The 19,464-nt window shown below is 67.6% G+C and carries 20 protein-coding genes; 13 read left to right on the top strand and 7 right to left on the bottom strand.

The window, feature by feature from the left end; translation table 11 throughout:
* The first annotated feature begins 14 nt into the window (after nucleotides 1-14).
* The 5 genes from C7H75_RS22090 (at nucleotide 15) to C7H75_RS22070 (ending at nucleotide 5,640) form a co-directional block, all read left to right on the top strand.
* Entirely contained in the window at nucleotides 15-968 is a 954-nt protein-coding gene (locus C7H75_RS22090; protein WP_005517283.1) for an ABC transporter permease, read from the top strand.
* Nucleotides 961-2,067, top strand: coding sequence for an ABC transporter permease (locus C7H75_RS22085; protein ID WP_005517284.1), 1,107 nt, complete (start codon nucleotides 961-963; stop codon nucleotides 2,065-2,067). Before C7H75_RS22090 ends, C7H75_RS22085 begins: the two co-directional genes overlap by 8 nt.
* The gene (locus C7H75_RS22080; protein ID WP_005517286.1) at nucleotides 2,064-3,131 is read left to right on the top strand and encodes an ABC transporter ATP-binding protein; all 1,068 of its coding nucleotides are present in this window, start codon (nucleotides 2,064-2,066) and stop codon (nucleotides 3,129-3,131) included. The genes C7H75_RS22085 and C7H75_RS22080 overlap by 4 nt, the downstream gene beginning before the upstream one ends.
* The gene (locus C7H75_RS22075; RefSeq protein WP_005517287.1) at nucleotides 3,131-4,120 is read left to right on the top strand and encodes an ABC transporter ATP-binding protein; all 990 of its coding nucleotides are present in this window, start codon (nucleotides 3,131-3,133) and stop codon (nucleotides 4,118-4,120) included. The genes C7H75_RS22080 and C7H75_RS22075 overlap by 1 nt, the downstream gene beginning before the upstream one ends.
* 95 nt (nucleotides 4,121-4,215) lie before the next feature.
* On the top strand, nucleotides 4,216-5,640 hold the full coding sequence (locus tag C7H75_RS22070) for an amidase (protein ID WP_084847705.1): 1,425 nt from the start codon (nucleotides 4,216-4,218) through the stop codon (nucleotides 5,638-5,640).
* 7 nt (nucleotides 5,641-5,647) lie between these two features.
* On the opposite strand, the gene C7H75_RS22065 is transcribed toward C7H75_RS22070, so the two are convergent.
* Nucleotides 5,648-7,099: an MFS transporter gene (locus C7H75_RS22065; RefSeq protein ID WP_064058661.1), complete on the bottom strand. Its 1,452-nt coding sequence runs from the start codon at nucleotides 7,097-7,099 to the stop codon at nucleotides 5,648-5,650.
* Between the two features lie 165 nt (nucleotides 7,100-7,264).
* Between C7H75_RS22065 and C7H75_RS22060 the strand changes: the two genes are divergently transcribed.
* A complete protein-coding gene (locus C7H75_RS22060) occupies nucleotides 7,265-7,738 on the top strand; it encodes a WKL family lipoprotein (protein WP_233281813.1) in 474 nt (157 codons plus the stop codon).
* On the opposite strand, the gene C7H75_RS22055 is transcribed toward C7H75_RS22060, so the two are convergent.
* Together C7H75_RS22055 and glnT are read right to left on the bottom strand one after the other, a co-directional pair.
* Nucleotides 7,701-8,729 carry an alpha/beta fold hydrolase gene (locus C7H75_RS22055; RefSeq protein ID WP_013417363.1) on the bottom strand — a complete coding sequence of 343 codons (1,029 nt, stop codon included), beginning with the start codon at nucleotides 8,727-8,729 and terminating at the stop codon, nucleotides 7,701-7,703. The genes C7H75_RS22060 and C7H75_RS22055 overlap by 38 nt on opposite strands.
* 1 nt (nucleotide 8,730) lies before the next feature.
* Entirely contained in the window at nucleotides 8,731-10,092 is a 1,362-nt protein-coding gene (glnT, locus tag C7H75_RS22050; protein WP_022598190.1) for a type III glutamate--ammonia ligase, read from the bottom strand.
* Nucleotides 10,093-10,217: 125 nt separating this feature from the next.
* On the opposite strand from glnT, the gene C7H75_RS22045 reads away from it, so the two are divergent.
* From C7H75_RS22045 to C7H75_RS26370, 7 genes are all read left to right on the top strand, one after another.
* Nucleotides 10,218-10,889: a TetR/AcrR family transcriptional regulator gene (locus tag C7H75_RS22045; RefSeq protein WP_044991468.1), complete on the top strand. Its 672-nt coding sequence runs from the start codon at nucleotides 10,218-10,220 to the stop codon at nucleotides 10,887-10,889.
* A gap of 122 nt (nucleotides 10,890-11,011) precedes the next feature.
* The gene (locus C7H75_RS22040) at nucleotides 11,012-12,352 is read left to right on the top strand and encodes an ammonium transporter (protein ID WP_084847703.1); all 1,341 of its coding nucleotides are present in this window, start codon (nucleotides 11,012-11,014) and stop codon (nucleotides 12,350-12,352) included.
* Between the two features lie 72 nt (nucleotides 12,353-12,424).
* Nucleotides 12,425-13,213 (top strand): RsiV family protein, encoded by a 789-nt coding sequence (locus tag C7H75_RS22035; protein WP_022598186.1) that lies wholly within the window; start codon nucleotides 12,425-12,427, stop codon nucleotides 13,211-13,213.
* Nucleotides 13,214-13,345: 132 nt separating this feature from the next.
* On the top strand, nucleotides 13,346-14,503 hold the full coding sequence (locus C7H75_RS22030) for a 3-ketosteroid-9-alpha-monooxygenase, oxygenase component (protein ID WP_106851842.1): 1,158 nt from the start codon (nucleotides 13,346-13,348) through the stop codon (nucleotides 14,501-14,503).
* Nucleotides 14,504-14,505: 2 nt separating this feature from the next.
* Nucleotides 14,506-14,724, top strand: a complete 219-nt coding sequence (locus tag C7H75_RS22025) for a hypothetical protein (RefSeq protein WP_084847701.1) — start codon at nucleotides 14,506-14,508, stop codon at nucleotides 14,722-14,724.
* 87 nt (nucleotides 14,725-14,811) lie between these two features.
* Nucleotides 14,812-15,486 (top strand): hypothetical protein, encoded by a 675-nt coding sequence (locus tag C7H75_RS22020; RefSeq protein WP_022598180.1) that lies wholly within the window; start codon nucleotides 14,812-14,814, stop codon nucleotides 15,484-15,486.
* A gap of 222 nt (nucleotides 15,487-15,708) precedes the next feature.
* Entirely contained in the window at nucleotides 15,709-15,843 is a 135-nt protein-coding gene (locus C7H75_RS26370; RefSeq protein WP_005517304.1) for a hypothetical protein, read from the top strand.
* Nucleotides 15,844-15,989: 146 nt separating this feature from the next.
* Here the strand turns inward: C7H75_RS26370 and C7H75_RS22015 are convergent, their stop codons facing one another.
* The 4 genes from C7H75_RS22015 to C7H75_RS22005 all read right to left on the bottom strand — a co-directional run bounded on the left by C7H75_RS22015 (nucleotide 15,990) and on the right by C7H75_RS22005 (nucleotide 19,345).
* Complete coding sequence (locus C7H75_RS22015; RefSeq protein ID WP_084847700.1) at nucleotides 15,990-16,838, bottom strand: 3-hydroxybutyryl-CoA dehydrogenase; 849 nt, start codon at nucleotides 16,836-16,838, stop codon at nucleotides 15,990-15,992.
* Nucleotides 16,839-17,000: 162 nt separating this feature from the next.
* Entirely contained in the window at nucleotides 17,001-17,135 is a 135-nt protein-coding gene (locus tag C7H75_RS26365; RefSeq protein WP_005517306.1) for a hypothetical protein, read from the bottom strand.
* Nucleotides 17,136-17,302: 167 nt separating this feature from the next.
* Nucleotides 17,303-18,460: an acyl-CoA dehydrogenase gene (locus tag C7H75_RS22010; protein WP_005517308.1), complete on the bottom strand. Its 1,158-nt coding sequence runs from the start codon at nucleotides 18,458-18,460 to the stop codon at nucleotides 17,303-17,305.
* Nucleotides 18,461-18,619: 159 nt separating this feature from the next.
* Nucleotides 18,620-19,345, bottom strand: a complete 726-nt coding sequence (locus C7H75_RS22005; RefSeq protein ID WP_022598177.1) for a TetR family transcriptional regulator — start codon at nucleotides 19,343-19,345, stop codon at nucleotides 18,620-18,622.
* Nucleotides 19,346-19,464: the final 119 nt, after the last annotated feature.

Genomic DNA, 19,464 nt, shown 5'->3' with positions numbered 1-19,464 from the left:
GAGGCGATGAGCCGATGACGAGAACCGTGATCGACAAGGTGATCGAGCTTATCGTCGTGCTCTTCGTCGTCAGTCTCGGCACGTTCGCACTCGTTTCGCTCATTCCGGGTGATCCGTCCGTCGCGATGCTCGGTGAGGGACGTTCGCCGGAGGAGTACGCACAGGCTCGTGCGGACATGGGGCTGAACGACCCCTTCTTCACGCGGTACTGGGATTGGTTGTCGGGTGCGCTGCAGGGCGATCTCGGCAATTCGATGGTGCCGCCCCAGGGCCCGGTGACCGACAGCATAAGTGCCGCACTGCCGGTGAGTATCCAGTTGGCGGTGATGGGTCTGTTCATCGCGATCGTGGTGGCGGTGCCGCTGGCGATGTACTCGGCGCGTCATCAGGGTGGGTGGATCGACCGCGCTATCAGCGCCTGCACGTTCGGTGTGCTGTCGATCCCGTCCTTCCTGTCGGGTCTGCTGCTGATCATGGTGATGGTCAACTATCTGGGATGGTTCCCACGGTCGCAGTGGGTTCGGGTCTCGGAAGGACTGGGGCAGAACCTGTATCACGCGATCCTGCCGGCGATCACGATCAGCCTGCTCGAGATGGCGATGTTCATCCGCATTCTGCGCAGCGACCTGGTGATGACGCTCAAGGAGAACTTCATCCTGGTCGCCAAGGCGAAGGGTATGTCCAACGCGCGGTTGCTGTTCAGCGACGCGCTGCGGCCGTCGTCGTTCTCGCTCATCACGATGCTGGGCATCGTGCTCGGCTCGATGATCGGTAGCACCGTCATCGTCGAGACGCTGTTCTCCCTTCCGGGTATGGGCTCACTGATCGTGCGTGCGGCGCAGCAGGGCGACATGCCGATGGTGCAGGGAGCGGTCCTGGTGATCGCCGTCATCTACGTGGTCGCCAACGGTGTCATCGACATCTCCTACGGATACCTCGACCCAAGGAGCCGACGAGCCCATGTCTGAGACCAAGATGGACGATATCGACATGCCGGCGTTCACCGGCCGGGTGCTCGACGACGCGGGCGCCGAGGAGCTGGCGAACGCGAAGGATCTGGCGGAGCGCCGCAATCTGTATCGGATCGGCACGATCCTGACCGTCGTGGGCGTCGTCTGCGCGGCGCTGGGTGTGCTGCCGGTCCTGGTGATGGGCGCGCGGGTGGCGATCTTCGTGGTCGGCCTGATCGCCCTGTACATGGGTGTACGTCGACTGGGTCTGGCCCGCTTCGGTTCCGACTTCGACCTGACGTTCATCCTGTCGTGTGCGTGGCTGACGGTGCTGATCGTCGCCGCGATCGCGGCCCCGTTGCTGCCGCTCGCCGAGCACGAGGACACCACCAAGACGCTCAGCGCGAAGAGTTACGCGTCGCCGAGCTTGTTCTCATCGCATCCGCTGGGCACCAACAACTTCGGGCTGGACATGCTGGCGCGCTCGATCTACGGCGCCCGGTCGTCGCTCATCGTGGCGGTCGCCGCGGTCGCGATCGGCATCCTGGTGGGCGGCGCGATCGGCATCCTCGCCGGCTACTTCGGCGGATGGGTCGACCGGGTCGTGGGCATCCTCACCAACTCGCTGCTCGCCGTACCGGCACTGATCCTGCTGATCGCGCTCGCGTCCGTCCTGCAGCCGAACCTGCGGAACGTCTCGTTCGCGCTCGCGGTGCTGGCCATACCATCCATGGTGCGTATCGCCAGAGCGAACACATTGGTGTTCTCCCAACGCGAATTCGTCCTGGCGGCACGAGCGATGGGCGCCACACGATGGCGGGTGATGCTGCGGGAGATCGCGCCGAACGTGGCGCTGCCGCTGCTGTCGCTCGGCATGGTGATGATCTCGGTGATGATCGTCGCCGAGGCGTCGCTGAGCTTCCTCGGCCTCGGCATCCAGCCGCCGTCGCCCACGTGGGGAAACATGATCTCCGAGGGCCAGGGCAACGTCTTCGAGCAGCACCCGTACATCGTCCTGGTGCCCGGCGTGTTCCTGTTCCTGACGGTGTTCTCGTTCAACATGGTCGGTGAGAAGGCCCAGAAGAAGACCGGTGGCACCCGGGAGGTGAAACTGTGAGTAGCAACGAACCCATCCTGACGGTGGACGGCGTGTCCACCAGGTTCCGCACCAAGCGTGGACAGTTGCGTGCGGTCGAGCAGGTGTCCCTCGAACTCGACGCCGGCGAGACCCTCGGCCTCGTCGGTGAGTCCGGTTCCGGCAAATCCGTTCTGGGGCAGACCATCATGGGTCTGGTCTCGAACGGCGGCAACACCACCGTCACCGGCACCGTGAACTTCATGGGCCGCGACATGCAGGGACTGACCCGCAAGGAACAGCAGCAGATGTGGGGCAACGACATCGCGATGGTCTTCCAGGACCCGATGTCGGCGCTCAATCCGTTCAAGCGGATCGGTACCCACCTCACCGAGTCGTTGCGCGCCCACCTCGGCCTGGACAAGGCCGCGGCGCGGGAGCGGGCGATCGAACTGCTGCGCAAGGTGCGTATTCCCGAGCCGACGCGGCGGATCGACCAGTACCCGCACGAGCTGTCCGGCGGTATGCGTCAGCGTGTGGTGATCGCGATGGCGCTCGCGTGCGATCCCAAGCTCACCATCGCGGACGAGCCGACCACGGCGCTCGACGTCACCGTGCAGAAGCAGATCCTCGAGCTTCTCGACTCGCTGCGCACCGAGATGGGCATGGCCGGCATCCTCGTCAGTCACGACCTCGGCGTCGTTGCCGGGCAGACGGATCGGGTCGCGGTCATGTACGCGGGACGGATCGTCGAGACGGCGCCGACCCGGCAGTTGTTCGCCAGCCCCCGGCACCCGTACACCGAGGCGCTGCTCGCCGCGGTTCCCCGCCTCGAGCAGGAACCGCACACCCGGCTCGAGTCGATCGACGGTGGACTGCCGGACATGACGAAGCCGCCCACGGGCTGTTCGTTCGCGTCCCGGTGCAAGTACGCCCAGGCCAAGTGCCGGGAGGTCGTGCCGACGCTGACGGCATCCGCGGACACCGCCGGTGCTCGCCACCCGCACGAGGTGGCGTGCCATTTCCCGCTGGACGGTGTGGCCGACCTCGGGATGCCCGCCGCCGCGGGCACAGAAGTTCGCGAGCTGGAAGTGGAGACCATCTGATGGCCGGAAGTGGAGTTGCGCACCTGCGCAGGGACGAGGGGCCCGTGCTCGCGGTCGAGAACCTCGTCGTGGAGTTCCCGGCGGGCCGCGGCCAGACGGTGCACGCCGTGTCCGATATCAGTTTCGATCTGCTGCCCGGTGAAACCCTCGGCATCGTCGGCGAATCCGGTTGCGGCAAGTCCACTGCCGGACGCGCCGTGCTGCAGCTGCCGGCACCGAAGTCGGGCAGCGTGGAGATCGACGGAATCGAGCTGACCACGCTCAGTCCGTCTGCGCTGCGCAAGATCCGGGCGCAGATGCAGATGATCATGCAGGACCCGATCTCGTCGCTCAATCCGCGCCGCAAGGTCAAGCACCTGGTGACCGAGGGCCCGCGCATGTGGGGACAGCGGAACAAGGAACGCCTCGACCAGCTGGGCCGGGAACTGCTCCAGGCGGTCGGCCTCGACCCGGACATGGTGTGGGACCGGCTCCCGGGGGAGCTGTCCGGCGGTCAGTGCCAGCGCGTGTGCATCGCCCGCGCGATGATGCTCAAGCCGAAGGTGCTCATCTGCGACGAACCGGTGTCGAGTCTGGACGTGTCGGTCCAGGCGCAGATCCTCAACCTGCTCGAACAGACGAAGACCGAGTTCGAGCTCACGATGATCTTCATCGCGCACAACATGGCGGTGGTCAAGAACATCAGCGACCGGGTGATGGTCATGTACCTGGGCAAGGTGTGCGAGATCGCGCCGAGCCACGACATGGAGAAGCGGGCTCAGCACCCGTACTCGCAGTTGCTGCTCGCGTCGATTCCCGACCCGGACGTGCTCCGCGGCGAGGCCGACGCCACACCGCAGATCGAGGGCGACCTGCCTTCGCCGCTCAATCCGCCGTCGGGCTGCCGGTTCCGTACCCGCTGCCCGTTGGCCACCGATCGGTGCGCGGCCGAGGAGCCCCAGCTCCGGGAAGTCGCTCCCGACCACTTCGTGGCCTGCCACAACGTCTGACACACATATCTCCCGCGTTTTGCGCACTTATCGCGCTCCGGGCACCGGAATTTCAGCGATAAGTGCGCAAAACGCGGGGAGCGGGAGGGACAGGTATGTCGATCGAGAGTTTGTTCGACGGTCAGGACATGACCGGGCTGGCCGCTTCGATCCGAGACGGTGACGTGTCGGCTCGCGAGGTGGTCGAGTTCGCGCTGCACCGGATCGCGGAGCGCAACCCCGCCGTCAACGCGGTGATTGCCGAGCGGGCCGAGGAAGCACTCGCCGAGGTGGACGCCGGGCTTCCGGACGGACCGCTGCGGGGAATCCCCTTTCTGGTCAAGGATCTTCACGCCGACGTCGCGGGGCTTCCGACGTCCAACGGCTCCCGGCTGTTCGCGGATCGGGTCGCGAACGCGGACACCGAACTGGTGTCGCGCTACCGGCGGGCCGGGCTCGTGGTCATCGGCAAGACGAACACCCCGGAGTTCGGCCAGAACGCGAGCACCGAGCCCGTGCTGTTCGGTCCGACGCGCAACCCGCGCCGGCTCACCCACAGCGTCGGCGGCTCGTCCGGTGGCGCGGGCGCGGCCGTCGCGGTCGGTATCGCCCCGGCCGCGCACGCCAGCGACGGCGGTGGTTCGATCCGGATTCCGGCGTCCGCCAACGGCCTGGTAGGACTCAAGCCGTCCCGCGGCCGGATGCCGTCCGGTGCTCCGCTGTCCGGTCCGTTGTCGGTGGAACACGCTGTCACCAAGAGTGTTCGGGACACCGCGCTGCTGCTCGATCTGACGTCGGGCCCGGCAGTGGGCGCGCCGTTCGGGATCGCGCCGCCCGTTCGCCCGTACGTCGACGAGGTGGGTGCCGATCCGGGCAAGCTTCGCATCGGCATCACCACGACGATGCCGGGCGGGGATCCGGTCCACCCGGATTGTGCGGCGGTCGCATCCGACGTCGGAGTGATGCTCGAGAAGCTGGGACATCACGTCGAGGCGGCCGCGCCGACGTTCCATCCCGAGGCGCTCGGGGCCGCGATGCAGTACCTGATGTCGGCGCCGATGGCCGTCGAGATCGACCAGCGGCTCGCCGAACTGGGCCGGGAACTGCGCGACGACGACCTCGAGACGATGGCGCGCGTCCAGTACGACCGGTGCAAGTCGCAATCCGTCACCGATCTGGCCGCCGCCTATGCGGCACTCGAGCTCACCGGGCGGGAGATCGGCCGGTATTTCGCCGAGTACGACCTGCTGCTGAGCCCGACGCTGTGCCGGCCGACGCCGGAACTGGGCGTGCTCGACGCAATGGATCTCGAGGCCATGTGGCAGCACGCCGGTGCCTACGGCGCGCTGACGTCACCGTTCAACAGTGGTGGACAGCCGGCGATTTCGCTTCCGCTGGGCAAGGATTCGACGGGTCTGCCGCTCGGTGCCCAGCTGGTGGCCGCGCACGGGCGCGAGGACCTGCTGATCCGGGTCGCGGCGCAGCTCGAGGCCGCGCACCCGTGGAGCACGGCTCCGGTGTGGCCCGCGGTGGCGGGCTGACCGCGAGTCAGTTCGTAGGAGGTTGGACGGCGGGCGCGGTGACGTCGCAGTGCGGTTGGCACGCGACGGACTCGCCCGCCGTTTCCTCTGCCGCGGCCTTGCGGGGGATCATCACCGCGGAGAGCACCGCGCCGATCAGGAGTAACCCGGCACAGATGAGCATCGCCACGCGGAAGCCCGACGCGAATGCCGCAGGGTCCGCGAGGGCGTCCGCGCCGATTCCGGCGAGCGCGGGAAGCGCAGCCACCGCGAGCAGCTGGCTGGTGCGAGCGACGGCGTTGTTGACGCCCGACGCAATCCCGGCCTGATCCGACGACACCGAACCGAGCACGGCCGCGGTGAGGGGTGCGACGAGCGCCGACAATCCCAGTCCGAACACCAGCACCGCGGGCAGCACCTGGGTCGGGTACGACGCGCCGGGCCCGATACGGAGCATCAACAGCAGGCCGCCGGCGCCGAGCAGCGGTCCGACGGTCATCGGGATGCGGGGGCCGTGGATCTGCGCCCAGCGCCCGGCCCGCGACGACAGCAGCAGCATCAGGACCGTGATCGGCAGCGACGCGACGCCGGCGGCCAGCGGCGAGTAGCCGGACACGATCTGCAACTGCAGGAGCAGCAGGAAGAAGACACCGCCGAGCGCCGCGTACACGGCGAGGGTCACCAGGTTGGCGGCGACGAACACGCGGGACGCGAACAACGATCCCGGCACCAGCGCGTACCGGGAGCGCCTCTCGACCACGACGAACGCGGCCATGAGGACGAGCCCGGCGATCACCGCCCACACGGCCCTCTCGATCAGCCCGTACGTGAGGGCGCCCAACGCGAGCGCGGCGAGTGCAGAACCGAGAACGTCCAGGCGTTCGGGCGGGTGCGGGTCCCGGGTCTCGGGCACGTGCCGCGCCGAGACCCACACGACGGCCACGGCGAGCGGCAGATTGATCAGGAACACCGAGCGCCAGCCCGCAACCTCCACGAGCCAGCCGCCGAGCAGGGGGCCGACGGCCGCGGCCACCCCACCCAGCCCGGACCACAACCCGATCGCGGCACCCTGGTCCTCCTCGTCGAACGACGCCGAGATGATCGCGAGACTCCCCGGGGTGAGCAGTGCGGCGCCGACACCCTGCAGCAGCCGTGCCGCCACGAGGATCGTGACATTCGGCGCAAGCGCGCACAGAGCGGACGCGCCCGCGAACCAGACTGTGCCCCAGACGAATACTCGTCGCCGTCCCACCCGATCGCCGAGGGCCCCACCGAACAGGATCAGGGACGCCAGCGTCAGCGTGTAACCGCTGAGGACCCACTGCAGGCCGGCGACCTCCGCGCCGAGATCCTCACCTATCCGGGGCAGCGCGACGTTCACGACGGTGCCGTCGAGCATTGCCAGAGACGAGCCGAGAACGGTGGCCGCCACGACCCACCGTCCCCGCGGCGATTTCAATTGGAGCGCCGGAGCGGTCATCTATTCGATGGTAAGGGCGCTGCGCGCCCGTGCGCCTTTTCGGTGGTGCCCGCTACCAAAAAGGCGCACAGGTGCGGAGCGCCTCTACCGTTGCGCACTCGAGGGAAACCGGGCGAATGGAGCGAGATGATGTCGATGCGTGGTGGGGCGAAGCGGAGTCCGAAGGTGCTTGCGGCGGCGATCCTGTGCGGTGCGGCACTCGCGACGGCAGCGTGCTCCGAGCCGGCGGAGCCTGGGGACCCTGCACCGTCGCCTCCGCCGTCGTCCACGACGGCGTCACCGCAGTTGATCGCCGCGCCGACACCCGCCGAACTGAACGCGAACCTGGCGCGCGCCTTCGACGAGACGGTCCCCGCGGCGGAGAAGATCACGCTGGTCCAGGGCACGCAGGCCGATCCGCAGTTGATCGAGCAGGTAGTCGAGGCGGCGAAGGTCAACAAGGCGTCCGCACAGGTCACCGACGTCACCGACCTCGGTGACGGCACGGTCGCGGCAACCGTCGTCATGGCACTCGACGGTCAGCCCGCACCCGAGAGCGTCATGACCTTCGTCGCCGAGGACGGTGTGTGGAAGCTGTCGAAGGACAACGCATGCGGCATCGTCAGTGTCGCGGGGCTGTCGTCTCCGGCGTGTGCGTGAGCGGGGGATCGGTCAGCAGTTCCCGCGCGGCGGCGGCGATCGCGTCGGTCTCGGCCTGCCGGATTCCGGGGCGCCCCGCGATGTGTCCGAGTTCGGAGTCGATGGGACGCAACTCGGCGCCCGGTACCAGCGCGGCCTCGCGGGCGGCGTCGGCGAGAGTGAAGTAGGCGTCGGTGGTACCGGGCATGACGATGGTTCGTGCGCCGATCGATCCGAGTGCGGCGTCGAAGCCGCCCGGGTGCCCGCGGCCGACGTCCGCGGTGCGCCACGTGTCGAGCATCGCCGTCAGGTCGTCGGCATCCATCGCAGCGTGGTCGTTCGCCCACCCGTCGAGCAAGTCGTCGATCGAGTCGTAGCCCACGTCCCGGTAGGAACCGCGGTCGAAGAAGTCCCGCGAGTACGCCCAGCCGGCGTACACCCGCCCGAACGCGCGCAGCCCGTCCACCGGAGGCCCCGTTCCCGACCGGTAGGCGGGATCGGCCGTGAGCGTCGAGGCGACGCCGTCGAGGAAGACGCGGTTGAAGTCCGAGCACCGTGCGGCGCCGCAGATCGGCAGGAGGCTGCGGACCATGGACGGATACCGTACGGCCCACTCGTAGCACTGCAGCGCGCCCATCGACCATCCCGCAGCGAGTGCGATGCCCCGCACTCCCAGCGAATCCAGCAGGGCGCGCTGTGCACGCACGTTGTCGGCGATCGTGATCAGTGGAAATGTGCGGGGGAGAGGATGATTCGAAGGCGACGACGACAGTCCGTTGCCGAACATGTCGACCGCGACCACGAACCAGTCCCGTGGATCGAACATGCGGCCCGGTCCGATCCACGGTTCGTAACTGCGGTGCGTGCCGGTGTAGTAGCTGGGCAACAGGACACAGTTGGTGCCGTCCCGGTCGAGTGTCCCGTGGGTGCGGTAGGAGAGGTGCGCGCCGGGGAGGTCCACGCCGAATTCGGTCGTGAACCTCCCCAGCGAGAAGCTTCGTGCCACCGACATGTCAGAAGAACTTGAGGTAGCGGTCGGTCTCCCACGACGAGATGTGCGACTGGTACGACTCCCATTCCTCGGTCTTGTAGTCGATGAAGGCCTGGTACAGCGCGTCCCCGAACACTTCCCGGGACAGACTGTCGGCCCGGAACTCGTCGATCGCCTCGCCGAGCGAGCGGGGAAGCAGGGACACGCCCATCTCGGCGATCTCGGTGTCGTTGTAGCGGTACATGTTCTCGGTGCGGGGGGCGCCCGGGTCGAGACCCTCGCGCACGCCCTCGAGACCGGCGGCCAACACCATTGCCGCGCCCAGGTACGGGTTGCAGCTGATGTCGGCGGCGCGGCACTCGACGCGGCCGCCGGCGAGCGGCACGCGCAGCGAGTTGGTCCGATTGTTGTTGCCGTAGCTGACGAAGACCGGCGCCCACGTGGAGCCCGACATGCTGCCCTTGCGGACCAGGCGCTTGTAGCTGTTGACGGTGGGCGCAATGACGGCGGTGATCGCCGGCAGGTGTCGCAGGACGCCCGCGATGAACTGGTAGCCGAGCGGTGAGATGCCCACGCCGCGGGGGTCGTCGTCGGTCCGGAACAGATTCGCGCCGGTCTCGAGATCGGCGAGCGACATGTTGAAGTGGGCACCCGAGCCGGTGCGGTCCGCGAAAGGCTTGGGCATGAACGACGCGAAATGTCCGTGCTTGCGTGCGATTTCGTTGGCCATGACGCGGAAGAAGACGAAACGGTCGGCCATGGTGAGTGCGTCGGTGTACGCGAAGTCGACCTCGAACTGGCCTCGCGCATCCTCGTGGTCGAACGAGTAGACGTCCCAACCGAGTTCGTTCATGGCCTGGACGAGTTCGCCCAGCCAGCCCATGTTGTCGAGGGTGGTCGCCACGTTGTAGCAGGGCTTGCTGAGGTTGTCGCGGTCGCTGACCTCGGTGGTTCCGGCGGGAGAGTCCTTCAGGACGAAGAACTCGGTCTCGATGCCCAGGTTGAATCCGTATCCGAGGTCGGCGGCCGCGGCGAGCTGCCGCTGGAGGATGTCGCGGGACGAGGCCTCGAACGGCTGTCCTGCCGTGTGCAGGCTGCTCGGGAAGTAGGCGTACTCGCGGTTCCACGGCAGCTGGAACCACCGGGTGAGGTCGGGGCGGGCGGACAGCTCCTCGTCACTGATGTCCTGTGGCAGTCCGTCCAGCGCGGCGCCGGTGAACAGTTCCGATCCGCCCATCATGTTGTCGAGGTGGTCGATCGGAACGAACTTGCCCTTCGAATTGCCGTGCATGTCGACGAAACTGGCGATCGCGTACCGGACTCCGGCCGCCCGCAGCTGCTGCTTCACCGCTTCGACGTCGAGCTTGGGTTCGGTGGTGGTCATGGGTCCTCCTCGGGGCGTCCACTTATTTCGATGGCCTATCGAAACTGTGCGGGGGCGTCGTGTCGTAGGGGTGTCCCCACTGTTGCCGCTTGGTAAATCGTGGATCCGTGTCGGACGATCTCCCCATGGGTAATGACGGGGTGGGGCAACGAGTCGGGCGCCCTCGGCGCAGCGGGGTGCAGGGCGAGTCGCCGCGTGAGGAGATCGTGAGCGCCGCCGCGCGACTGTTCGCCGCGGCCGGGTACGCGCAGACCTCGGTCAGTGCGATCGCGCGGGAAGCCGGATTGGGGCAGTCCTCCCTGTACTACTGGTTCGCGAACAAGGAAGCGATCCTGCAGGCGCTGATCGACAAGAATCGCGAATCCCTCGAGACCGCCCGCGAACTCGTGGATGCCACGGATTCGCCGGCGCATCGTCTCTACCGGATCGTGTACGTCGACGTCGTCCAGATGTGCTCGGCCCCATTGGACTTCTACGAGCTCGAGCGCGTGGCGCGCGCGCAACCGGAGGCGTTCGACGAGTTCTTCTCCGATTACCGCGAGCTCGAACGGCTGATCGCGCGGGTGATCCGGCAGGGGGTCGCTGCGGGGGAGTTCCGTGACGTCGACGCGCCGGCGACGACGACGGCGGCTCTCGCGCTCAGCGAGGGGCTCCAGTACCGGTTCCGGCAGGGCGAGCAGGACGTTCGGCGGATGCGCGAGTTGGCACACCTGTCCGCGTCGACGACCGTCGCCGCCCTGGTGCGGGACCGGCGGCGCGTCCGAAGTGCCCGCGCGGCGGCGGAAGGGTTGGATTAACCGAATCGACACATTTTCAATACAGCATCGAAAAGTGGCCGTCCGAAGGTTTCGATGACACATCGAAAACCTGCCGCCGGCGCACGTCGCCCGGGCGGCCCTCACCCGAGTGGGAGTACCGCATGGACAGCGGCAATACTGCGTGGCTTCTGACGGCCGTCCTGGCCGTCGCCCTGATGCTTCCCGGTCTCGTTCTCTTCTACGGCGGCATGGTCAGCCGTAGAACGACGATGAACATGATGCTGATGGTCTTCGTCTCCTTCTGCTTGACCGCATTCCTGTGGGTGGCCTTCGGGTATTCGATGGTCTTCGGGGACTCGGTGGGTGGCGCCGGACTCGTCGGCGATCCGTTGGAGTTCGCGGGCCTGGGCCAACTGCTCGAAGCGCCCGAAGACGGCGCCCTGCCGCCGCTCGGGTTGGCGGCGATCCACCTGTGCTTCGCGGGACTGACGATCGGAATCGTCGCCGGCGCGGTGGCCGACCGCATGAAGTTCGGTGCATGGATGATCTTCTCGGCGTTGTGGGTCACTCTCGTGTACTTCCCGGTCGCGCACTGGGTGTTCGCGTTCGACTCTGCCGACGGTGGCGTGCGGGGAGGGTGGATCGCCAACGCCCTCGAGGCCGTCGACTACGCGGGATCCACGGCCATCCACGTCAACTCGGGCGTCGCCGCCCTCGCGATGGCGATCGTCCTGGGCCGCCGCCGGACGTGGCCGGTGCAACCGAAGGCGCACAACCTGCCGTTCGTGCTCCTCGGTGTGGGCCTGTTGCTCACCGGGTGGCTCGGGTTCGACGGCAGTGCACTCGGCGCGGCCGACAACGACGCGGCGGTGGCCGTGTTCAACACGCTCGTCGCCGCCTGCGCGGGAGCCTGCGCGTGGCTCGTCGTCGAACGCCTCCGGGACGGCGCACCGACGACAGTCGGCGCCTCCTCGGGCGCCATCGCTGCGCTGGTCGCCATCACGCCGTCCTGCGGTGCGGTTTCGCCTCTCGGCGCCCTCGCTGTCGGCGTCCTCGCCGGAATCGCTTGTTACTTCGCGGTTCTGCTGAAGTACCGGCTGCGTTTCGACGACGCCCTCGACGTGACCGCTCTCCATTTCGTCGGCGGTGTGGTCGGCGGTCTGCTGATCGGTTTCCTCGCCACGCCGACCGCCCCCAGCGGTGCCACCGGCCTGCTGTACGGCGGCAGCATCGAGTTGCTCGGACGCCAGGTCCTCGCGATCGCCGCGGTGTTCGCGTACACCTTCACCGTGACCTGGATCCTCGCGAAGGTGCTCGATCGCACGGTGGGGATCCGCGTCGACGACGAGACCGAGCGACGTGGCCTCGACATCGTCGTGCACGCCGAGAACGCGTACGAGGACACTTCCGAGCCGGCGCAGTCGCCGCGCGGTCATGCCGAACCCGCGTACACCCTGCAGACCGACGAGGGCGAGTCGGTAGCGGCACCCCGGATGCCGTGACGCCGAGCCTCTCGGCCGGGCCGGGTCGGCGCAGTCCTGCCGGCCCGGCCCGCGAGGAGCACAATGAGGCGAATGACGACTTCTCGCCTGCCTCGAACGATCGGGTTCGCTTTCGCCACGGCGATACTGACGACCGCCACTGCGTGTTCGACCGCGACGGACGGAAGCGCGCGAACGGACGCGGCACCGCAGCCGACGGCGTCGGCGGTCGCTCCTGCCTCGACGGCGACGTCGCCCCCGCCGGCGGAAAACGCCTACACCGCAACCACGGTGCATGTCACCGGCGACACCGGACGGGTCCGGTACGACGTCGTGGTCCCGCAGATCGAAGGCGGCGACCCCGCCGTGGCGGCAGAGTTCGACGAGTCGATGCGGGCGGCACTGCAGGACCAGATCGACGGGTGGCCGGGAGACCGGTTCACGCTCGAATCCACGGACCGTTCGGCGGTGGTGCACATCGGATCCCGGGTCGTCAGCGGGCTTCTGGTGACGTCGTGGAACGCCGACCCGCCCGGGGCCCATCCGACCCCGCTCGTCGCGACGGTGGTGATCGCCGACGATGCGCAGCCCGTCACGCTCGACCGGCTGTTCCCGGACCTCCGAGCCGGCCTGAACCGGCTGTCCGAGGAGTCTGCGGAGCTACTTCCCGCGACGGCTGCCGGACCCGACTTCCTGCGCGAAGGGATCGAGCCGAAGCGGGAGAACTTCGCGAACTGGGTGGCCACGCCGGCCGGCATGGAAATCCACTTCACGGACTACCAGGTCGGTCCGCACGCGATCGGGCTGATCGTGGTGACGGTGCCGTGGGACCGGCTGTCCGACGTCGTGGCACCGGACCTCGTCGGCGTGGTGTCGAGCTGAGGGCGTCACCGAACGAATGACCAGTCAACGGGAGGGCCTCTGGAACCGGGGCTGCGGCGTCGGGAGATTGGAGGTTCGAACGGAGCACCGGCACAGCCCGCCTGCGTGCACCGTGGGACGAAAGGACTGACCATGACCTCCGCGCATGCCGACGACGTCGACACCGACGAGATCCGCATCATCGACCAGGGCACGCCGCCGGCGCGCTTCGCCCGCGGCTGGCACTGCCTGGGGCTCGTCGACGGCTTCCGCGACGGCAAGCCGCACTCGGTGGAGGCGTTCGGCACCAAGCTGGTGGTGTTCGCCGACAGCAAGGGCGACGTCCAGGTCCTCGACGCCTACTGCCGGCACATGGGTGGCGACCTGAGCCAGGGCGAGATCAAGGGCGACTCGGTCGCGTGTCCGTTCCACGACTGGCGTTGGAACGGCAAGGGCCGCTGCACCGACATTCCCTACGCCCGGCGCGTTCCCCCGGTCGCGAAGACGCGTGCATGGCTGACGATGGAGCAGGACGAGCTGCTGTTCGTGTGGAACGACCCGGAGGGCAACCCGCCGCCGCCGGAGGTGACGACTCCCGCCATGCGCTCGACCGACGCCGAATGGACGGACTGGCAGTGGAAGTCGCTCGTCATCGACACCAACTGCCGTGAGATCGTCGACAACGTCGTGGACATGGCGCACTTCTTCTACGTGCACTACTCGTTCCCCACGTACTTCAAAAACGTCTTCGAGGGCCACGTCGCAATCCAGGAGCAGAAGGGCGTCGGCCGCGACGACGTCACCGAGTGGACCGATCCGGACGTGCCGCGCCTGGTCGGCAACACGTCCGTCGCCGCTTACCACGGCCCGTCGTTCATGATCGACGACCTGATCTACCACTACGACAAGTACGACGTCGAGTCCGTGCTCATCAACTGCCACTACCCGATCGCGCCGGACAAGTTCGTGCTGATGTACGGCATCTCGGTGAAGAAGACGGAGCAGGTTCCCGCCGAGATCGCGGATCAGTTGGTGGACGCGATGATCGGCTACATCGGGGTCGGCTTCGAGCAGGACATCGAGATCTGGAAGAACAAGACGCGCATCGAGAACCCGCTGCTCACCAACGAGGACGGACCGGTCTACCAGCTGCGTCGCTGGTACGAGCAGTTCTACGTGGACGTCGCGGAAGTCACCGCGGACATGGTGGACCGCTTCGAGTTCGAACTCGACACCACCAGGCCCGTCGAGGCGTGGAAGCGGGAAGTGGCCGACAATCTCGCCCGCCGCGCGGCCGCGGAACAGGTGTAGCGGTGGAACCGGTCGAGTGCGACCGCTGCGGCTGTCGGGTGCTGGTGGTCAAGAACAGCTGGCAGCACACGTCCGTGCAGTGGACGGCCGAGGCGCGGTCCACGTGCCAGGTGTTGGACGACGCCGCCGGCCCGGTGTCGCGCGCCCGTAGTTGCCCGGCGATGCAGGAATCGATCGCACGGGCGGCCGTCGAGGGACGGATCGGCGTACTCGACGACTGAGCTCGCCCGCGCCGGTGGACGAGGTCCCCCGCACGTGCGGGGGACCTCGATTACCATCGGGGCTCGGGATTCGCGCAGGAGGTTTCCGTGATCAAGGTGAACCAGGTGACCTCACGTCTCGAGGCGGGCAAACTGCGCGGCGTCGACCTCGTCGGGATCTGCCTGGGCGATCCTGCGGAGACGGACAGGCGGGTGGTCGACGCGGGCACCTTCACCATGCTGCAAGACGTCGTCGGGCCGCGCACCTCGCTGTACGTCGACGCGTCGGCGGCGCACTCACCGCAGGACGTCGTCGATGCCGTCGAAGCGCTCCGGCCCACCTATTTCGAGTTCACGGCGGTCGATGCGGCCAAGGAGTCGGCGGCGGCCGAACAGTTGGACTTCCTGGAACGTCTGCCGGTTCCGAAGATCGCGAACGGCTTCTTCGTCCTGAAGGACGATGTGGGCCTGCTCGACAGCCGACTCCATCTGGACCGCCTCGTGGCCGCCGGTGTCGAGTACTTCCAGGTCGAGACCGACTCGCTGCTCGATCCGCGGTTCCGGATCTCCGCGCCCCATCGTGAGCGTCTCGCGGCTCTGTTCGCCGACTACCCGTGCCTCGTCGCGGACGTGTGCACGACGCCGCCGGTGCTCCCGGAGTTCGGTCAGGTGGGGACCTATTTCAACCTGGGAAACGGGCGTGTCCGTAACTACGACTACTCGGACCGGCAGACACCCCTCTCCGGAATTGTCCGGATCCTCCGTTCTCTGCCGGTCGGCTGACCCGATTCGACCGCTGCTGTTCGCCTGTTCGACACCCGACTGTTCCGGGATCGTTGCCGGGTCACATGAATATTGCTCACGGAGATTCGAGCAGGCCGGAGCGAAATCGACTGTCTCGCAGAATCTCTGTCCGGAACTCGCGGCTATCGTCGTGAGCACCGTGCAGCATCCCGGGACGCGCTACGAAGCGCGGACACACCATTCACACTGAGGAGTTTCGAAATGGGTTCTTCCGACGCAGATCTCGCGCTGATCAAGCAGATTCAGCCCGTCGTCAGCGGCATCGGCACCGTCGTCGGTGGCATCGGTGCGATCCTGGGCCTGATCGGCGCGCTGAACGCTCTGTTCCCCGCCTGATACGTCGCCTGACCGCGTTCGGCCCGCACCCCCGCCCGGGGTGCGGGCCGAACGTCGTCCATGCCCGGGCCCCCGCCCGGACCCGGGCATGGACGACGGTGCCCCACCGCCTTGGGAGGCGATGGGGCACCGAGAGATCCGTTGCGTTACTTGTAGCTGTAGAAGCCCTGGCCGGTCTTGCGACCCAGGTGTCCGGCGTCGACCTTGCGGCGGAGCAGGGCCGGGGGCGCGTAGTTCGGCTGCGCGAACTCGGCGTGCAGCGACTCCGCTGCCGCGAGTGCGACGTCCAGGCCGACGGTGTCGAGCAGCGTCAGCGGGCCCATCGGGTAACCGCAGCCGCCCTTCATGGCCTCGTCGATGTCCTCGGCGGACGCGTAGCCCGACTCGAGCATGCGAACCGCGTCGCACAGGTACGGGATCAGCAGCGCGTTGACGATGAATCCGGCGCGGTCACCCGCACGAACGGCCTTCTTGCCCAGGGTGTCACGAGCGAACTCCGTCACGGCCGCGACGGTCTCCTCCGACGTGACGAGGCTGACGACGATCTCCACCAGCGGCATGACCGGCACCGGGTTGAAGAAGTGGACGCCGACGACCTGCGACGGGCGCTGCGTCGCGTTGGCGATCTTGATGACCGGGATCGACGACGTGTTGGTCGCGAGGATGCCGGACGGCTTGACGATCTTGTCGAGCTTGCCGAAGATCTCGAACTTGAGCGCCTCGATCTCCGGCGCGGCCTCGATCACCAGGTCGCGGTCGGCGAACTCCTCGATGTCGAGCGTCACGCGGACCCGGGAGATGGCGGCGTCCGCCTCCTCCTGGGAGATCTTGCCGCGGGCCACGCCCTTGCCGATCGAGTTCGCGATGCGGGCCTGAGCGGCGTCGGCGAACTCCTGCTTGGTCTCCAGGACCAGGACGTTGCTTCCGGCCTTGGCACACACCTCGGCGATGCCGGCACCCATAGTGCCGCCACCGATCACACCAACTAGCTCCACAGTCGAATCTCCACAGTCGTCTCGTGACCTCGCCGACGGGCGAGGCGCTGTCAGGGTCATTCTGCTATCAGGGTCATTCTGCTATCCGGCGCCGGACTTCCGTCACCCCGGCGCCGAAAGCTCGACGCCGGGGTGACGGAGATCGCGGATGCCGCCGAGCGGTCAGCTGCCGAGGCTGCCTGCGCCCAGGCCGCCACCGCCACCGCCACCGATGCCGCCTGGTCCCTGGCCACCCATGATGGCCATCAATTCGCCCAGGACGTCCACCAGTTCACCGAGAATGCTGATCGATCCCATGTCCACTCAACTCCCTGCGTCGGTCACGGTGCCGGCCCCCGAACGGCCTGCTTTCGAGCAGCTCCCGGTTCGAACCGTGCTGTCACCTACCGCGGCACCCGTGGGTGCCGTCCCCCCATTGAACGCCGGAGCGTTCCAGCGGGGAACCGTCGCAGCAGAACTGTGCGTCACTTGAGCAGTGCGCGTGACATGACCAGTCGCTGAATCTGGTTGGTGCCCTCGTAGATCTGGGTGATCTTCGCATCTCGCATCATTCGCTCCACCGGGAAGTCGGTGGTGTAGCCGGCGCCACCGAACAGCTGGACCGCGTTGGTGGTGACCTCCATCGCGACGTCCGACGCCAGGCACTTCGCAGCGGCGGAGATGAAACCGAGGTTCTTCTCGCCACGCTCGGCGCGAGCGGCCGCGGTGTACACCATCAGGCGGGCCGACTCGATCTTCATCGCCATGTCGGCGAGCATGAACTGGGTGTTCTGGAAGTCCGCGATGGACTTGCCGAACTGCTTGCGGTCCTTGGTGTATGCGACGGCGGCATCGAACGCGCCCTGCGCGAGACCGAGCGCCTGAGCACCGATCGTCGGACGGGTGTGGTCGAGCGTCTCGAGGGCCGTCTTGAAGCCGGTGCCGGGCTCACCGATGATGCGGTCGCCCGGAATGCGGCAGTTCTCGAAGTACAACTCGGCGGTGGGGGAGCCCTTGATGCCGAGCTTGTGCTCGAGCGGTCCCACGACGAAGCCCTCGTCGTCCTTGTGCACCATGAACGCGGAGATGCCGTTGGCACCCTTGTCGGGGTCGGTCACGGCCATCACCGTGTACCACGTGGACTGACCGCCGTTGGTGATCCAGCACTTGGAACCGTTGAGGATCCACTCGTCGCCGTCCGCCTTCGCGCGGGTGCGCATGCTGGCCGCGTCGGATCCGGCCTCGCGCTCGGACAGGGCATACGACGCCATCGCACCCGCCGCGATCTCGGGCAGCACCTGCTTCTTGAGCTCCTCCGAGCCCTTGAGGATCAGACCCATCGTGCCCAGCTTGTTGACGGCCGGGATCAGCGAGGACGAACCACAGACGCGGGCGACCTCTTCGATCACGATGCACGCGGCTACCGAGTCGGCGCCCTGGCCGTCGTAGGCCTCGGGGACGTGGACGGCGTTGAATCCCGAGTTGACGAGCGCGTCCAGCGCCTCCTTCGGGAAGCGGGACTTCTCGTCCACCTCCTTCGCGTACGGCGCGATCTCCTTCTCGGACAGCGCGCGGATCGCGGCACGCAGTTCCTCGTGCTCCTCGTTCAGCTGGAAGAGGGGGAAATCGGGATTGCCGGACATAGGGACGCTCCTCGTCGTGCGTGCGGCCGCGGCGCCGAGTGTTCGGGCACTCAGTGCCAGGCCTGGTTGGGCTGGCTGTCCGTACCCCTCGGCATGTTCATACCGATCGCGTACGTACGTCCACGAATACCCTCAGTCAAGCATGGCACTTAGTGCCAGTCAAGGATGCTGCGCCTCGAGTTGCCGGCGTACCTGCCGGGCCACCTCGTCGGCGGGCGTACCGGGTGGGTACGTCACCACCGTCACCGTCTCGCCGAGAGCGGAGGTGGCCGGGGCGCGCCTCGCGGCGGCCCCGGGCGCGAACTTGTCCCGGACCTCGGCGAGGGCGGCGCGCAGCGCCTCGGGCGTGGCGTGCTCGTCACCGCGGATCATGGCTCTGAGCAGGTAGTTGTGGCACGCAGTGACACTGGCCGTGAAGCCGATGACGGCGAGGGGCGGGGCGGAGGGGACGGCGGCCCGCAGGTAGTCGCTGAACACCCGCTCGTAGCGATAACCGGTGACCAATTCGCGGTCGCGCAGTGCGGGCACCCGCTGGACCACCTGATAGCGGCGCACCGAGAGTTCCCGGTTCTCGCGATACCGGTCGAAGACCAGGCGCGCGGCGTCGCAGACCGCCTCCCACGGGTCCGCCGTGGTGGCGGACAGGAACGCGGACGCCTGCGCGATGAGGGATTCGTGATCGGCGAAGATCACGTCCTCCTTCGACCGGAACTGCCGGAAGAACGTGCGCCGCGAGATGCCCGCCGCCGCGGCGATCTGCTCGACCGTGGTCGCCTCGTACCCGTGCTCGGCGAACAGGCGAATGGCCTGGGTCGCGACATGCACCCGGAAGTCCGCGGGGTCACCGGCTGTGTCGGGTCCCGTGCCCTCGACGCGCTCACTCATGAATGTCAGTATCCACACCACCCCTGACCAGCCGATCTGGACCGCACTGCGAGGCGGGCGGATACTGCACATAAGGCGCTGCTCGTCGTAGGACGGCTTCCGCCCGAGGGAGTTCTCGT

This window comes from Rhodococcus (subgen. Prescottella) equi (assembly GCF_003013675.1).
In the GTDB taxonomy this organism is placed as follows: domain Bacteria; phylum Actinomycetota; class Actinomycetes; order Mycobacteriales; family Mycobacteriaceae; genus Prescottella; species Prescottella equi.
Note: the sequence above shows the minus strand (reverse complement) of the source record. Positions and strands in the feature narration are given on the sequence as shown.

What these genes read in the sequence shown, in the direction of transcription:
- glnT (WP_022598190.1), bottom strand. Translation starts at nt 10,092, where the DNA reads ATGACCACCACCGAACCCAAGCTCGACGTCGAAGCGGTGAAGCAGCAG.
- C7H75_RS22030 (WP_106851842.1), top strand. Translation starts at nt 13,346, where the DNA reads ATGACCTCCGCGCATGCCGACGACGTCGACACCGACGAGATCCGCATC.
- C7H75_RS22045 (WP_044991468.1), top strand. Translation starts at nt 10,218, where the DNA reads ATGGGTAATGACGGGGTGGGGCAACGAGTCGGGCGCCCTCGGCGCAGC.
- C7H75_RS22005 (WP_022598177.1), bottom strand. Translation starts at nt 19,345, where the DNA reads ATGAGTGAGCGCGTCGAGGGCACGGGACCCGACACAGCCGGTGACCCC.
- C7H75_RS22075 (WP_005517287.1), top strand. Translation starts at nt 3,131, where the DNA reads ATGGCCGGAAGTGGAGTTGCGCACCTGCGCAGGGACGAGGGGCCCGTG.
- C7H75_RS22040 (WP_084847703.1), top strand. Translation starts at nt 11,012, where the DNA reads ATGGACAGCGGCAATACTGCGTGGCTTCTGACGGCCGTCCTGGCCGTC.
- C7H75_RS22070 (WP_084847705.1), top strand. Translation starts at nt 4,216, where the DNA reads ATGTCGATCGAGAGTTTGTTCGACGGTCAGGACATGACCGGGCTGGCC.
- C7H75_RS22035 (WP_022598186.1), top strand. Translation starts at nt 12,425, where the DNA reads ATGACGACTTCTCGCCTGCCTCGAACGATCGGGTTCGCTTTCGCCACG.
- C7H75_RS22010 (WP_005517308.1), bottom strand. Translation starts at nt 18,460, where the DNA reads ATGTCCGGCAATCCCGATTTCCCCCTCTTCCAGCTGAACGAGGAGCAC.
- C7H75_RS22065 (WP_064058661.1), bottom strand. Translation starts at nt 7,099, where the DNA reads ATGACCGCTCCGGCGCTCCAATTGAAATCGCCGCGGGGACGGTGGGTC.
- C7H75_RS26370 (WP_005517304.1), top strand. Translation starts at nt 15,709, where the DNA reads ATGGGTTCTTCCGACGCAGATCTCGCGCTGATCAAGCAGATTCAGCCC.
- C7H75_RS22090 (WP_005517283.1), top strand. Translation starts at nt 15, where the DNA reads ATGACGAGAACCGTGATCGACAAGGTGATCGAGCTTATCGTCGTGCTC.
- C7H75_RS22055 (WP_013417363.1), bottom strand. Translation starts at nt 8,729, where the DNA reads ATGTCGGTGGCACGAAGCTTCTCGCTGGGGAGGTTCACGACCGAATTC.
- C7H75_RS26365 (WP_005517306.1), bottom strand. Translation starts at nt 17,135, where the DNA reads ATGGGATCGATCAGCATTCTCGGTGAACTGGTGGACGTCCTGGGCGAA.
- C7H75_RS22085 (WP_005517284.1), top strand. Translation starts at nt 961, where the DNA reads ATGTCTGAGACCAAGATGGACGATATCGACATGCCGGCGTTCACCGGC.